Here is a 13,730-nt window from a genome sequence, read left to right on the forward strand (position 1 = left end):
CACCTCCTGCGGAGGAAGAGGGCCTTGCGCCGTGCGACGTCGACCTGGCATCAATCAGACAGCCTCGTTGTTCTCGTCCTCGAACGCGGCGAACACCGGATCCTCGGTGACGATCTCTTCAGCGGCGATGAACTCGTTGGTGACAATGCCTTCGGCGATTTCACGCAGGGCAACAACGGTTGGCTTGTCGTTCTCCCACGCAACGCGTGGCTCTTTGCCGCCGGTCGCCAGCTGGCGAGCGCGCTTGGTCGAGAGCATGACCAGCTCAAAGCGGTTATCCACGTGTTCCAGGCAGTCTTCAACAGTTACGCGGGCCATGGTCTTCCTCAGTAGCAAATGCGGTGGGCGTGCAGCCCAGTAATGGGCAGGCGGACTCGATAGTATAAAAATTCACCAGCCAATAGGGAAGCGCTGTTTTGTCGGGTGGATCGGTGTGGAATTCTTCACGGGCATGCCCGCTCCCACAAGTTCTGCCCATTTCTCACCGCCGCCGCTTTACCTGTGGGAGCGGGCAAGCCCGCGAAAGGGCCGGAACAGACAGCCTCAAACCTGAACTCGACGATAACCTCAGAGCATCGCGCCACGCAACCGCGGCGTAAGCTCTTCAAACAAGGTCTGCACCGAGCGCAGCGCCCGGCAGTCCGGCCGGGTCAGCAGCCACAATTGGGTGTCGCAACCCGGTAGCGGCCCACTCAGCGCATCCACGCCCGGCAGGGCATGCACCATATAATCCGGCAGCGCCGCCACGCCTAGGCCAGCGGTCACCAGTTGGGCGATGGTCGACATGCTGCTGCACTGATAGCGCGGACTCAGCCCCGGGTGCTGCTGGTTGCGCCAGACCACCGTAGGGTGGTCCACCATCGAGTCATCGGGGGCGATCCACGGCACGTTGGCGGGCGACTCGGCCAGACGCTCGCGCCACTGTGGCTGGCCGCAGACGACATAGGAGGTAGAACCCAGGTTGCGGCCCACCAGGTGCTCCGGTGGCGTGTTGGTCAGGCGCAGGGCGATGTCGGCATCGCGCCGGCTGAGGTTGGCAAACGTGTTGGAGGTGCCCATCTCCAGCGATAACGCCGGGTAGTTGGGCATGAACTCGGCCAGCGCCGGCAGCAAGAGGCTGTGCATCACCGCCTCGGTACAGGTCAGCCGCACCGTGCCGCTTACCACCTGCTCGCCACTGGTCATGGCAATGCGCGCCGCCTCCAGTGCCTGTTCCGCGCGTTCGGCCTGCTCGGCCAGCGCCTGAGCGGTGTCGGTCGGCAGGTAGCCCTTGCGGCTCTTGACGAACAAGGCGGTGCCCAGCGCCGACTCCAGCCGGCGGATCGAGCGGAATACTGTCGAAACATCGACTTTCAGCAGCTCGGCGGCCTTGGCCAGCGAGCGGCCCCGCTCCAGTGCCAGGACCAGGGAGAGGTCCGCGTGGGTGATCTGATATTGCATTGGTGCACGCTCTGCTTGCCGAATTGCCAATGTCTGTTGCGTCAGGGCCATTTTATAGTGAAACGGCCCCCCGGAATCAATGCGCCCGGTCGGGTAACCAGTCCCCACGATGGGAAAGTGAAAAGAACAACAGCTGCAACCATCGTCGCCCGTGAGGCGCCAGCCGTATCCCACATCGCCGCAGCACATCAAAGGATGTACACCATGACGTCGGTAACCCCGTGCGCCAGTTCTTCCAGCGAGATGAATGACTTCCTCCAGGCCCATCCGGACACGCAGTACGTCGACCTGCTGATCTCCGACATGAATGGCGTGGTACGTGGCAAGCGCATCGAGCGGGCCAGCCTGCACAAGGTGTACGAGAAGGGCATCAACCTGCCCGCATCGCTGTTCGCCCTGGACATCAATGGCTCCACCGTCGAGAGCACCGGCCTTGGCCTGGACATCGGCGATGCCGACCGCATCTGCTTCCCGATCCCGGGCACGTTGTCGGATGAGCCGTGGCAGAAGCGCCCCACGGCCCAGTTGCTGATGACCATGCACGAGCTGGATGGCCAGCCGTTCTTCGCCGACCCGCGCGAAGTGTTGCGCCAGGTGGTGAGCAAGTTCGACGACTTGGGCCTGGATATCTGCGCGGCGTTCGAGCTGGAGTTCTACCTGATCGACCAGGACAACCTCAACGGTCGCCCGCAGCCGCCGCGTTCGCCCATTTCCGGCAAACGCCCGCAGTCGACCCAGGTGTACCTGATCGACGATCTCGATGAATACGCCGACTGCCTGCAGGACATGCTTGAAGCCGCCAAGGAACAAGGCCTGCCCGCCGACGCCATCGTCAAGGAAAGCGCCCCGGCGCAGTTCGAAGTCAACCTGCACCACGTGGCCGACCCGCTGAAGGCCTGTGATTACGCGATCCTGCTCAAGCGCCTGATCAAGAACGTGGCCTACGACCATGAAATGGACACCACGTTCATGGCCAAGCCCTACCCGGGCCAGGCAGGTAATGGCCTGCACGTACACATTTCGTTGCTGGACAAGAAAACCGGCAAGAACATCTTTGCCAGTGATGATCCGTTGCAAAGCGACACGCTGCGCCACGCCATCGGTGGTGTGCTGGAAACCATGCCGGCGTCGATGGCGTTCCTGTGCCCGAACATCAACTCTTATCGCCGCTTTGGCGCGCAGTTCTACGTGCCCAATGCGCCAAGCTGGGGCCTGGATAACCGCACCGTGGCCGTACGCGTGCCCACCGACAGCAGCGACAACGTGCGCCTGGAGCACCGTGTGGCTGGCGCCGACGCCAACCCGTACCTGATGCTGGCAGCCATTCTGGCCGGCGTGCATCACGGGCTGACCAACAAGGTCGAGCCGGAGGCGCCGATCGAAGGCAACTCCTACGAACAGCTGGAGCAAAGCTTGCCGAACAACCTGCGCGATGCCCTGCGCGCGCTGGACGACAGCGAAGTCCTCAACCAATACATCAGCCCGGACTACATCGATATCTTCGTGGCCTGCAAGGAAAGCGAACTGGCCGAGTTCGAAGTGTCGATTTCCGACCTTGAGTACAACTGGTACCTGCACACGGTGTAAGCCCATGAGCGCAACTGCGGTCCCCTTGATCGGTGTCAGCGCCTGCCGCCAGCAGGTGGGGAAGAACTCGTCGCACACGGTAGGCGACAAGTATGTCGAGGCGGCCGGCTTTGTCGGCTTGCCGCTGATCTTGCCGGCCCGCGACGGAGGCAGCGACCCACAGGCGCTGCTGGCCTGTCTGCACGGCATTGTTTTTACAGGCTCGCCTTCAAATATCGAACCGCATCATTACAATGGCGCCCCCAGCGTGGCGGGTACCCGGCACGACCTGGCGCGTGATCGGCTGACCTTGCCACTGCTGCAGGCGGCGATTGCCGCCGGTGTGCCGGTGTTCTGCATTTGCCGTGGCTATCAGGAACTGAACGTGGCCCTTGGCGGCAGCCTGCACCAACGCGTGCAGGAGCTGCCTGGCTACCTTGATCATCGCGAACCTGAGGACGCACCCCTGGAGGTGCAATACGGCCCTCGTCACCCGGTCGGCATCGAGCCTGGCGGGTTGTTCGAGCGCCTGGGTCTGGCGGCGCAGTTCGAGGTCAACTCGTTGCACAGCCAGGGCATCGACCGCCTGGCCCCCGGCTTGCGCGTCGAGGCACGGGCCCCGGATGGCCTGATCGAAGCAGTGTCCATGCCCGATGCGCCGGGCTTTGTGCTCGGTGTGCAGTGGCACCCGGAGTGGCGCTTCAACGAAAACCCGGTCTCGCTACGCCTGTTTCAGGCGTTTCGCGAGGCCTGCATTGCCTACGCAGCACGGGAGGGCGCACGGCAGGAATGATTCTGACGTCAGCCGAAGGTCTCGGATGACTTGTCCCCGACAGCAAGCTTTCAATGAGTGAAAGCGGGCCTTGTACGCAAGGCCTGTGAAAACAATTCCAAAATTTACGGCAAATACTCATGAGCAATTACACAGAAGCCGGCCGCCCACCCGACGTGGCAGCCGACGCGGGCAACACTCAGCGCAGCAAAGGCCTGGCCAAGGGCCGTTTGGGCTTGCTGGCCAGCGTGGTGCTGGGCATTTCCACCATCGCCCCGGTCTACACCCTCACCGGCGCCCTTGGCCCGACCGTGCGCGAGGTCGGTGCCCACCTGCCAGCCGTGTTCATCGTCGGCTTCCTGCCGATGTTGCTGGTGGCCTTGGGCTACCGCGAGCTGAACTCGGCAGAACCGGACAGCGGTACATCGTTCACCTGGTCGGCACGTGCCTTCGGCCCGATGATCGGCTGGATTGGCGGTTGGGGGTTGGTGGTTGCCACCACCATCGTGCTGTCGAACCTGGCAGGGGTTGCAGTCGACTTCTTCTACCTGTTCCTGGGCCAAATCACCGGCAAACATGAGCTGGCGGCGTTGGCCGATAACCTGTTGATCAACATCGTTACCTGTTGCGTGTTCATCGCCCTGGCGGTGTGGATCTGCTGTCGCGGCATCGCCACCACCATGACCGTGCAGTATGGCCTGGTGGCCTTGCAGTTGGTGGTGTTGATCGGCTTTGCCGTCGCCGCCTTCGGCGGTACCACCGCGCCGCCACCGCTGGCGTTTGATTTCGCCTGGTTCAACCCGTTCGGTGTCGAGTCGTTCTCGGCCTTTGCCGCCGGGCTGTCGCTTTCGATCTTCATCTTCTGGGGCTGGGACACATGCCTGACCGTCAGCGAGGAGTCGGTGGGCAGCGAAGAGGTGCCGGGCAAGGCCGCCACCTGGACCGTGATGCTGATCCTCGGCCTGTACCTGTTCACCGCCATCGCCACCCTGCAGTTTGCCGGTATCAGCGAAACGGGCCTTGGCCTGAACAACCCGCGCATCCAGGAGAACGTCTTTGCCCACCTGGCCGGCCCGGTCATGGGGCCGCTGGCGATCCTGATGTCCATTGCCGTGCTGGCCAGTACGGCGGCGTCGTTGCAGTCGACCTTCGTGGCGCCGGCGCGGACCCTCTTGGCGATGGGGTACTACGGTGCGGTGCCGCCGAAGTTCGCCAGCGTCTGCCCACGTTCGCAAACCCCCCGCTACGCCACTATTTGCGCAGGCCTGGCAGCAGGTCTGTTCTACGTGACCATGCGTAGCCTGAGCGAGAACGTGTTGGCAGATACCATCACCGCGCTGGGCATGATGATCTGCTTCTATTATTCGCTGACCGCATTTGCCTGCGTCTGGTATTTCCGTGGCAGCCTGTTCGACAGCCTGCGCCACTTCATCATGCGCGGCCTGTGCCCGTTGGTGGGTGGGGTGATCCTGTCGGTGATCTTCGTACGGACTGCCATCGACAGCGCCTCGCCGGACTTCGGCAGTGGCTCGCATGTGGGTGGGTTGGGGCTGGTGTTCGTGATTGCCGCGATCATCTCGGTGCTGGGCATCGGGCTGATGATGCTGTCGCGCATGCGCGCGCCGGCTTACTTCCTGGGGGCGACTCTGCGTCAGCAGGCTACCTTGCCACTGCAGGAATAAATAGTTGGGGCCGCTCTGCGGCCCCAACTCGTTTTTCAGCCGATCATTTGCTTCAGAAGCGTCGCATGACGTTGTTGCTGTTTCTTCAACAGCAAGCGATTCGAGCGGAACACCGCCTTCAAATCCTCCAGCGCCACGTCGAAGTCATCATTGATGATCACGTAGTCATACTCGTCGTAGTGCACCATCTCGCTGACCGCTTCTTTCATGCGCCCGGCAATGATTTCTTCGCTGTCCTGCCCACGGCCGTCCAGGCGGTGGCGTAGCGCTTCCTGGCTCGGTGGCAGGATGAACACCGACAGTGCCTGTGGCATCAGCTTGCGCACCTGCTGGGCGCCTTGCCAGTCGATTTCCAGGATCAGGTCGTAGCCCTGATCCAGCGTCTGCTGCAGCGCGCTGCGCGAGGTGCCGTAGAAGTTGCCGAACACTTCGGCATGCTCCAGGAAGTCGCCCTGCGCGATCAGCGCCTTGAATTCTTCGTGGACGACGAAGTGGTAGTTCACCCCGTGTTCCTCGCCCGGGCGCATGGCGCGGGTGGTGTGCGAGACCGAAACGCGGATCTGCCGGTCGTCCTTGGTCAGGGCCGTTACCAAGCTGGTCTTGCCGGCGCCCGAAGGGGCCGAAACGATGTAGAGGGTGCCGCTGCTGTGGTTCATGGTCGGGGTGGCCTTACTCGATGTTCTGTACTTGTTCACGCATCTGTTCGATCAATACCTTCAGGTTGACCGCCGCTTGCGTGCTGCGTGGGTCGAAGGCCTTGGAGCCGAGGGTGTTGGCTTCGCGGTTGAGTTCCTGCATCAGGAAGTCCAGGCGACGCCCTGCGGCACCGCCACCCTTGAGGACCCGGCGCACTTCAGTGACGTGGGTGCTGAGGCGGTCGAGCTCCTCGGCCACGTCGCTCTTCTGCGCCAGCAGCACCATCTCTTGTTCCAGGCGCTGTGGGTCGAGCTCGGCTTGCATGTCGCCGAAACGGTCGAGAATTTTCTGCCGCTGCGCCGCCAGCATCTGCGGCACCAAGGCGCGCAGGGTGGTGACTTCACTGGACATGCTGTCCAGACGTTCGTTGATCAGCCGGGCCAGTTCCTGGCCTTCGCGCAGGCGACCGGCCTTGAGTTCGGCCAGGGCTTCGTCGAACAGCGCCATGGCTTCGGCGTTCAGTGCCTGCGGGTCGCTGGTGTCGGCCACCAGCACGCCAGGCCACGACAGCACTTCCAGCGGGTTCAGGGGTGCTGGCTGCTTGATCAGGCCGGCCACTTCCTCGGCGGCGGCAACCAGCTGCGCGGCGCGCTCGCGGTCTACCTTCAGTGGCTTGCCGTTGCTGTCTTCGTTGAGGCGCAAGGTGCATTCCACCTTGCCCCGCGACAAGCCCTGGCGCAGGCCTTCACGTACGGCGCCTTCGAGGTCGCGCAGGGCCTCTGGCAGGCGCAGGTGCGGTTCCAGGTAACGATGGTTGACCGAACGCAGCTCCCAGATCAGGGTGCCTTGGCTGCCGGCGCGCTCGACACGAGCAAAAGCGGTCATGCTGTGCACCATGGGGAGTACCTCGCTTAGATGAATGAACGGTGGGAGCCTCTCGGCTGCAAGGCGCAGGATTGTAGCGCAGTGGGGCCGTGGCGCCCAATCTGCCTATGTTACCGACGGGCGGCCGCGCCAGTAGGAAAAGGCGACGGGCTGTGGCGGGTACGACAATAGGCATGTCTTCCCCGGGCTGCGGGCTCTATAATGCTCGGCAGATTCAAAGTCCCAGTACAGGTATCCCAGATGAAACGTCCAAGTGGTCGCGCCGCCGATCAGCTCCGCTCGATCCGCATCACCCGCAACTACACCAAGCACGCCGAAGGGTCGGTACTGGTCGAGTTCGGTGACACCAAGGTCATCTGCACGGTCAGCGTTGAAAACGGTGTACCGCGCTTCCTGAAAGGCCAAGGCCAAGGCTGGCTGACCGCCGAATACGGCATGCTGCCGCGTGCTACCGGTGAGCGTAACCAGCGCGAAGCCAGCCGTGGCAAACAGGGTGGCCGCACCCTGGAAATCCAGCGCCTGATCGGCCGTTCGCTGCGCGCCGCGCTGGACATGAGCAAGCTGGGCGACATCACCCTGTACGTCGACTGCGACGTGATCCAGGCCGATGGCGGTACCCGTACCGCGTCCATCACCGGTGCCATGGTCGCCCTGTGCGATGCGCTGGCGGTGATCAAGAAGCGTGGTGGCCTGAAGGCCGGCAGCCCGCTCAAGCACATGATCGCTGCCGTGTCGGTGGGCATGTACCAGGGCGAAGCCGTGCTCGACCTGGACTACCTGGAAGACTCCGCCGCCGAAACCGACCTGAACGTGGTCATGACCAGCGCCGGTGGCTTCATCGAGGTGCAGGGCACTGCCGAAGGTGCGCCGTTCCAGCCTGAAGACTTCAACGCCATGCTGGCGCTGGCGCACAAGGGCATGACCGAAATCTTCGAGCTGCAGCAGGCTGCACTGGCGGACTGACTGATTTCGTAGATACAAAAAAGCCGACATTACTGTCGGCTTTTTTGTATCTGAGCAACGCGCTTAGATGGTCAACGTCCAGTCATAGTCCACGATCAGCGGCGCATGCTGGGAGAAGCGCGGCTGACGCGGCAGGCGGGCGTTACGCACGAAACGGCGCAGGCCTGGCGTGAGGATCTGGTAGTCGAACCGGTAGCCCAGGTTGAGCATCTCGGCCTGCTCGTTGTCCGGCCACCAGCTGTACTGGTCGCCTTCACGGCTGACTTCGCGCAGGGCATCGACGTACCCCATCTCGCCAGTGATCGCATCCATCCAGGCGCGCTCCGGCGCCAGGAAGCCCGGCGACTGCTGGCTGTCACGCCAGTTCTTGATGTCGAGCTTCTGCTGCGCCACGTAGAACGAGCCGCAATAGATGTACTCGCGACGCTTGCGACGCTGCTTGTCCAGGTACTTGGCGAAGTCGTCCATCAACTTGAACTTCTGGTTCAAGTCTTCGTCGCCGTTCATGCCCGAAGGCAGCAGCAGGCTGGCAATACTGACTTTGTCGAAATCTGCTTGCAGGTAACGCCCGTAGCGGTCGGCTGTCTCGAAACCCAGGCCGGTGATGACTGCCTTGGGCTGCATGCGCGAATAAAGGGCCACACCACCTTGGGCAGGCACCTCCGCGTCGCAGGCATAAAGGAAATAGCCATCGAGCTGGAAAGCTGGGTCATCGAGTTCAAAGGCCGAGGCGCGGGTATCCTGAAGGCAGATGACGTCGGCATTCTGGGCTTGCAGCCAGCTGAGCAAACCACGCTCGGCCGCAGCCTGAATGCCATTTACGTTCACACTGATGATCCGCATAAATGGCCCCAAAAATCTCGTGCGTGTATGATACCCGAGCTCAACCCATTTAGCTAAATCCGTGGTGTCCGGGACTATTCATGCAGCCGTATCAGCGCGACTTTATCCGTTTTGCCATCGATCGCGGGGTACTGCGTTTCGGTGAATTCACCCTGAAATCGGGGCGTACCAGCCCGTATTTCTTCAATGCCGGCCTGTTCAACACCGGTTCTGCATTGGCCGAACTGGGGCGGTGCTATGCCGCAGCCATTGTCGACAGCAAGATCCCGTTCGACGTGCTGTTCGGCCCGGCCTACAAGGGTATTCCGTTGGCGGCGACCACTGCCGTGGCCCTGGCAGACCAGCATAAGCTCGACGTGCCTTGGTGCTTCAACCGCAAGGAAGCCAAGGACCACGGCGAAGGCGGCAGCCTGGTGGGTGCGCCACTGGCCGGTGACGTGCTGATCATCGACGACGTGATCACCGCCGGTACTGCCATCCGTGAGGTCATGCAGATCATCAACGCCCAGCAGGCCAAGGCCGCCGGCGTGCTGATCGCGCTGAACCGCGAAGAGCGTGGCAATGGCGAGCTGTCGGCGATCCAGGAAGTGGAACGCGACTTCGGTATCCCGGTGGTCAGCATCGTTTCGCTGACCCAGGTGCTGGAGTTCCTGGCAGATGACCCTCAGCTGAAGCAGCATCTGCCGGCTGTCGAGGCTTACCGCGCGCAGTACGGGATCTGATCCTGGCCTGGAAATGAAAAAGGCGACCTTCTTGTGAAGGTCGCCTTTTTTTGTCGCCCGTGTCGGCCGATCAGCGCGGCTTGCGGTTGGTAATCAGGGTACCCACGCCGCTGTCGGTGAAAATTTCCAGCAGCACAGCATTCGGCACACGGCCGTCGATGATGTGCGAGCTGTTCACGCCGCCCTGCACCGCATCCAGTGCGCACTTGATCTTCGGCAGCATGCCGCCGTAGATGGTGCCGTCAGCGATCAGTTCGTTGACCTGTTCGGTGGTCAGGCCGGTCAGAACCTGACCTTGCTTGTCCATCAAACCGGCGATGTTGGTCAGCAGCATCAGCTTCTCGGCTTTCAGCGCTTCCGCGACCTTGCCTGCTACCAGGTCGGCGTTGATGTTGTACGACTCTCCGTTGGCACCCACGCCGATCGGCGCGATGACCGGGATGAAGTCGCCCTTCACCAGCATGTTCAGCAGATCGGTGTTCACGCTCACCACTTCGCCCACGTGGCCGATGTCGATGATTTCCGGGGTGGTCATCTCGGGCGTCTGGCGGCTGACGGTCAGCTTGCGGGCGCGGATCAGTTCCGCGTCCTTGCCGGTCAGGCCGATGGCGCTGCCGCCGTGGCGGTTGATCAGGTTGACGATGTCCTTGTTGACCTGGCCACCCAGCACCATCTCCACCACGTCCATGGTCGCCGAGTCGGTGACGCGCATGCCGTCGATGAAGTGGCTTTCGATCGACAGGCGCTTGAGCAGGTCGCCGATCTGCGGGCCACCACCGTGGACCACCACTGGGTTGATGCCCACAGCTTTCATCAGCACGATGTCACGGGCGAAGCCGGTTTTGAGCTCCTCGCTCTCCATCGCGTTGCCGCCGTACTTGATCACCAGGGTCTTGCCGACAAAGCGGCGGATGTAAGGCAGTGCTTCGGACAAAACCTCGGCTACATGGGAAGCGGCATCGCGATCGAGGGTCATGCAGGGCTCCTGTAAGGAACAGATAGTCGGTCAGAACGGCAGTTGCAGCTCAGGGGCAACCCGCAGCAACTGGGTACGGAAAACATCCTTGATACGTTGCAATTCGGCGTCGCTGTCGGCCTCGAAGCGCAGTACCAGCACCGGGGTGGTGTTGGAGGCGCGAACCAGGCCCCAGCCGTGGGCGTAGTCGACCCGCACACCGTCGATGGTGGTCAGGTTGGCTTCGCCCCAGTCGGCGTCGCGTTGCAGTGCATCAATGATGCTGAATTTACCCTCGTCGGTCACATCAATATTGATTTCCGGCGTGGAAATATCGTTCGGGAAGGCGGCAAACAGGTTTTCGGCGCTTTGCCCGGCCTTGCTGAGGATCTCCAGCAGGCGTGCGGCACTGTAGATGCCGTCGTCGAAACCGTACCAGCGTTCCTTGATGAAGATGTGACCGCTCATCTCGCCGGCCAGCAGCGAGCCTGTCTGTTTCATCTTCTTTTTGATCAACGAATGACCGGTCTTCCACATCAGTGCGCGGCCGCCATGCTGTTCGATCAGCGGGGTCAGGCGACGGGTGCATTTGACGTCGAAGATGATTTCGGCGCCAGGGTTGCGCGCCAGCACGTCCTGGGCAAACAGCATCAGCAGGCGGTCGGGGTAGACGATGCTGCCGGTATTGGTCACCACACCGACGCGGTCGCCATCGCCGTCGAAGGCCAGGCCGATATCGGCGCCGGTTTCCTTGACCCTGGCGATCAGGTCTTCAAGGTTTTCCGGCTTGCCCGGGTCCGGGTGGTGGTTGGGGAAGTTGCCGTCTACTTCGCAGAACAGCGGGATCACTTCACAGCCCAAGGCTTCGATCAATTGCGGTGCGATCACGCCAGCGGCACCGTTGCCGCAGTCCACCACCACCTTGAGCTTTTTCGCCAGCTTCACGTCCTCGACGATCTGCTGGAAATAGCGGTCAAGGATCTCGACCTTTTCCACGCGGCCTTCGGCCAAGGTCAGGTCGTTGGTTTTCAGGCGGGTGAGCAGGGCCTGGATCTGTTCGTTGGCCAGCGTGTCGCCAGCGATGACGATCTTGAAGCCGTTGTAGTCCGACGGGTTGTGGCTGCCAGTCAGCATCACGCCCGACTTGCCTGCCAGCACGTTGGCCGCGTAGTAAAGGGCCGGGGTGGGCACCAGGCCGACGTCGCTGACGTGGCAGCCGGCATCGACCAGGCCCTTGATCAGCTGTTCGACCAGCATCGGGCCGGACAGGCGGCCATCACGGCCGACCGAAACCTGCGGTTCGCCCTGGGCCAGGCTTTGCGCACCGATGGCGCGGCCTATCCAGTAGGCGGTTTCGGCGTGAAGGGTTTTGCCGACCACGCCGCGGATGTCATACGCGCGGAAAATGCTGTCGGGCAATGCGGCGGGGACCAGGTGGGCCATGTCGTTCATCTCTGGAAGCTCCATTAGTCAAAGGCTTTCTGGGCAGGCGCAAACTGAACGCTTGGACGGTGCTTTCGCCAGAGAGTTCGCCATCCTTGGCCTGAACGGTCATTTGCCGGCTCAGTGGCTGCCGGAGTGACCGAAGCCGCCAGCACCACGCTGGCTTTCATCGAAGGCTTCGACGATGTCGAAATGGGCCTGTACCACCGGCACCAGCACCAGCTGGGCGATACGCTCGCCAACGGCGATGGTGAATGGCGTGTTGCCGCGGTTCCAGCACGACACCATCAGCTCGCCCTGGTAATCCGAGTCGATCAGGCCGACCAGGTTGCCCAGCACGATGCCGTGCTTATGGCCCAGGCCCGAGCGCGGCAGGATCACCGCCGCCAGGCCCGGGTCGCCGATGTAGATCGACAGGCCGGTAGGGATCAGCAGGGTCTGGCCTGGCTCAAGGACAGTGTCCTCCTTGAGCAGGGCGCGCAGGTCCAGGCCCGCGGAGCCAGGGGTGGCGTAGGTCGGCAGGGGGAATTCGGAACCCAGGCGTGGGTCGAGGATCTTGGCTTGAAGAGCGTGCATGTAACTTATTGAACCTGGTTGAGCCGTTCGGCGATGAAGGCGACCAGTTGCCGGGCGATCTTGCCCTTGCTGGTCTGCGCGAAGAGGGTCTGGTGCTGCTGGCGGTCGATCACGGTCAAGGCGTTTTCTTCGCTGTTGAAGCCGATGCTGGGGTTGGCCACATCATTGGCGACGATCAGGTCGAGGTTCTTGTCCTTGAGCTTGCGAGTGGCGTAATCGAGCAGGTGTTCGGTTTCGGCGGCGAAGCCGACGCTGAACGGGCGGTCGCTGCGGCCAGCAATGGTGGCAAGGATATCGGGATTGCGCACCATCTGCAGCAGCATACCGTCGCCGGTCGTAGGATCTTTCTTCAGTTTTTGTGTGGCAACCACTTCCGGGCGGTAGTCCGCGACCGCTGCCGAGGCGATGAACAGGTCGCATGGCATGGCTGCTTCACAGGCCGCGAGCATGTCCCGCGCGCTGACCACGTCGATGCGGCTGACCCGGTCGGGGGTTGGCAGGTGCACCGGGCCCGTGACGAGGGTCACCCGAGCCCCGGCTTCGGCAGCCGCTTCGGCCAGGGCGAAGCCCATCTTGCCGGAGCTATGATTGGTGATGTAGCGCACCGGGTCGATGTTTTCCTGGGTCGGCCCGGCGGTGATCAATACGTGTTTGCCGGTGAGTGCCTGGCGCTTGAAGCTTTCTGCGGCGCACCAGGCCAGGTCGGTGGCTTCGAGCATGCGGCCCAGGCCCACGTCGCCACAGGCCTGGCTACCGGAGGCCGGGCCGAATACCTGAATGCCACGGCTCTTGAGCAGCTCAAGGTTGGCCTGGGTGGCCGGGTCGCGCCACATGGCCTGGTTCATGGCCGGGGCCACGGCGACGGTGGCGTCGGTGGCCAGTACCAGGGTGGTCAGCAGGTCGTCGGCCATGCCCTGGGCCATGCGCGCCATGAGGTCGGCGGTGGCCGGGGCGATCAGCACCAGGTCGGCCCACTTGGCCAGTTCGATATGGCCCATGGCTGCTTCGGCGGCAGGGTCGAGCAGGTCCATGTGCACCGGGTGGCCCGACAGCGCCTGCAGGGTCAGCGGGGTGATGAACTCGGCACCACCACGGGTCATGACGACGCGCACCTGCGCGCCGTGCTCCAGGAGTCGGCGAATCAGCTCGGCGCTTTTGTAGGCGGCAATGCCGCCACCCACGCCGAGAACGATGCGCTTGCGATACAGCCGCTGCATAGGCTTGCCTTTTTCCAGTGAGAGCGGGCG

The 13,730-nt window shown here is 62.7% G+C and carries 13 protein-coding genes and 1 pseudogene; 5 read left to right on the forward strand and 9 right to left on the reverse strand.

What is annotated here, in order from left to right:
* Positions 1-54: 54 nt before the first annotated feature.
* A complete protein-coding gene (gene rpoZ, locus B9A31_RS01125) occupies positions 55-318 on the reverse strand; it encodes a DNA-directed RNA polymerase subunit omega (RefSeq protein ID WP_003253383.1) in 264 nt (87 codons plus the stop codon).
* A 249-nt stretch (positions 319-567) separates the two neighbouring features.
* Entirely contained in the window at positions 568-1,440 is an 873-nt protein-coding gene (locus tag B9A31_RS01130; RefSeq protein ID WP_019096646.1) for a LysR family transcriptional regulator, read from the reverse strand.
* Between the two features lie 204 nt (positions 1,441-1,644).
* Here B9A31_RS01130 and B9A31_RS01135 point away from each other — a divergent pair, with 204 nt between their 5' ends.
* The 3 genes from B9A31_RS01135 to B9A31_RS01145 all read left to right on the forward strand — a co-directional run bounded on the left by B9A31_RS01135 (position 1,645) and on the right by B9A31_RS01145 (position 5,460).
* A complete protein-coding gene (locus B9A31_RS01135) occupies positions 1,645-3,027 on the forward strand; it encodes a glutamine synthetase family protein (RefSeq protein ID WP_003253387.1) in 1,383 nt (460 codons plus the stop codon).
* A 4-nt stretch (positions 3,028-3,031) separates the two neighbouring features.
* The gene (locus B9A31_RS01140) at positions 3,032-3,799 is read left to right on the forward strand and encodes a gamma-glutamyl-gamma-aminobutyrate hydrolase family protein (protein ID WP_019096647.1); all 768 of its coding nucleotides are present in this window, start codon (positions 3,032-3,034) and stop codon (positions 3,797-3,799) included.
* 119 nt (positions 3,800-3,918) lie between these two features.
* A complete protein-coding gene (locus B9A31_RS01145; protein WP_016712706.1) occupies positions 3,919-5,460 on the forward strand; it encodes an APC family permease in 1,542 nt (513 codons plus the stop codon).
* 35 nt (positions 5,461-5,495) lie between these two features.
* Here B9A31_RS01145 and gmk read toward each other — a convergent pair whose 3' ends face one another.
* Positions 5,496-6,116, reverse strand: a complete 621-nt coding sequence (gene gmk / locus B9A31_RS01150; protein WP_016712705.1) for a guanylate kinase — start codon at positions 6,114-6,116, stop codon at positions 5,496-5,498.
* A gap of 13 nt (positions 6,117-6,129) precedes the next feature.
* Positions 6,130-6,993, reverse strand: coding sequence for a YicC/YloC family endoribonuclease (locus tag B9A31_RS01155; protein WP_019096648.1), 864 nt, complete (start codon positions 6,991-6,993; stop codon positions 6,130-6,132).
* A 228-nt stretch (positions 6,994-7,221) separates the two neighbouring features.
* Between B9A31_RS01155 and rph the strand changes: the two genes are divergently transcribed.
* The gene (gene rph / locus B9A31_RS01160) at positions 7,222-7,944 is read left to right on the forward strand and encodes a ribonuclease PH (RefSeq protein ID WP_019096649.1); all 723 of its coding nucleotides are present in this window, start codon (positions 7,222-7,224) and stop codon (positions 7,942-7,944) included.
* A 63-nt stretch (positions 7,945-8,007) separates the two neighbouring features.
* On the opposite strand, the gene B9A31_RS01165 is transcribed toward rph, so the two are convergent.
* Positions 8,008-8,787, reverse strand: coding sequence for an exodeoxyribonuclease III (locus B9A31_RS01165; protein WP_003253401.1), 780 nt, complete (start codon positions 8,785-8,787; stop codon positions 8,008-8,010).
* An 80-nt stretch (positions 8,788-8,867) separates the two neighbouring features.
* Between B9A31_RS01165 and pyrE the strand changes: the two genes are divergently transcribed.
* Entirely contained in the window at positions 8,868-9,509 is a 642-nt protein-coding gene (gene pyrE, locus B9A31_RS01170) for an orotate phosphoribosyltransferase (RefSeq protein WP_016712702.1), read from the forward strand.
* A gap of 70 nt (positions 9,510-9,579) precedes the next feature.
* Here pyrE and argB read toward each other — a convergent pair whose 3' ends face one another.
* The 4 genes and pseudogenes from argB to coaBC form a co-directional block, all read right to left on the reverse strand.
* Positions 9,580-10,485, reverse strand: coding sequence for an acetylglutamate kinase (gene argB / locus B9A31_RS01175; protein WP_004575216.1), 906 nt, complete (start codon positions 10,483-10,485; stop codon positions 9,580-9,582).
* A 30-nt stretch (positions 10,486-10,515) separates the two neighbouring features.
* A pseudogene (locus tag B9A31_RS01180) lies at positions 10,516-11,883 on the reverse strand (phosphomannomutase/phosphoglucomutase); the annotation flags it as partial.
* Positions 11,884-12,027: 144 nt separating this feature from the next.
* On the reverse strand, positions 12,028-12,483 hold the full coding sequence (gene dut / locus B9A31_RS01185) for a dUTP diphosphatase (protein WP_016712700.1): 456 nt from the start codon (positions 12,481-12,483) through the stop codon (positions 12,028-12,030).
* A gap of 5 nt (positions 12,484-12,488) precedes the next feature.
* Positions 12,489-13,700, reverse strand: coding sequence for a bifunctional phosphopantothenoylcysteine decarboxylase/phosphopantothenate--cysteine ligase CoaBC (gene coaBC / locus B9A31_RS01190; protein ID WP_016712699.1), 1,212 nt, complete (start codon positions 13,698-13,700; stop codon positions 12,489-12,491).
* Positions 13,701-13,730: the final 30 nt, after the last annotated feature.

This window comes from Pseudomonas sp. URIL14HWK12:I5 (assembly GCF_900176445.1).
Taxonomy (GTDB): domain Bacteria; phylum Pseudomonadota; class Gammaproteobacteria; order Pseudomonadales; family Pseudomonadaceae; genus Aquipseudomonas; species Aquipseudomonas monteilii.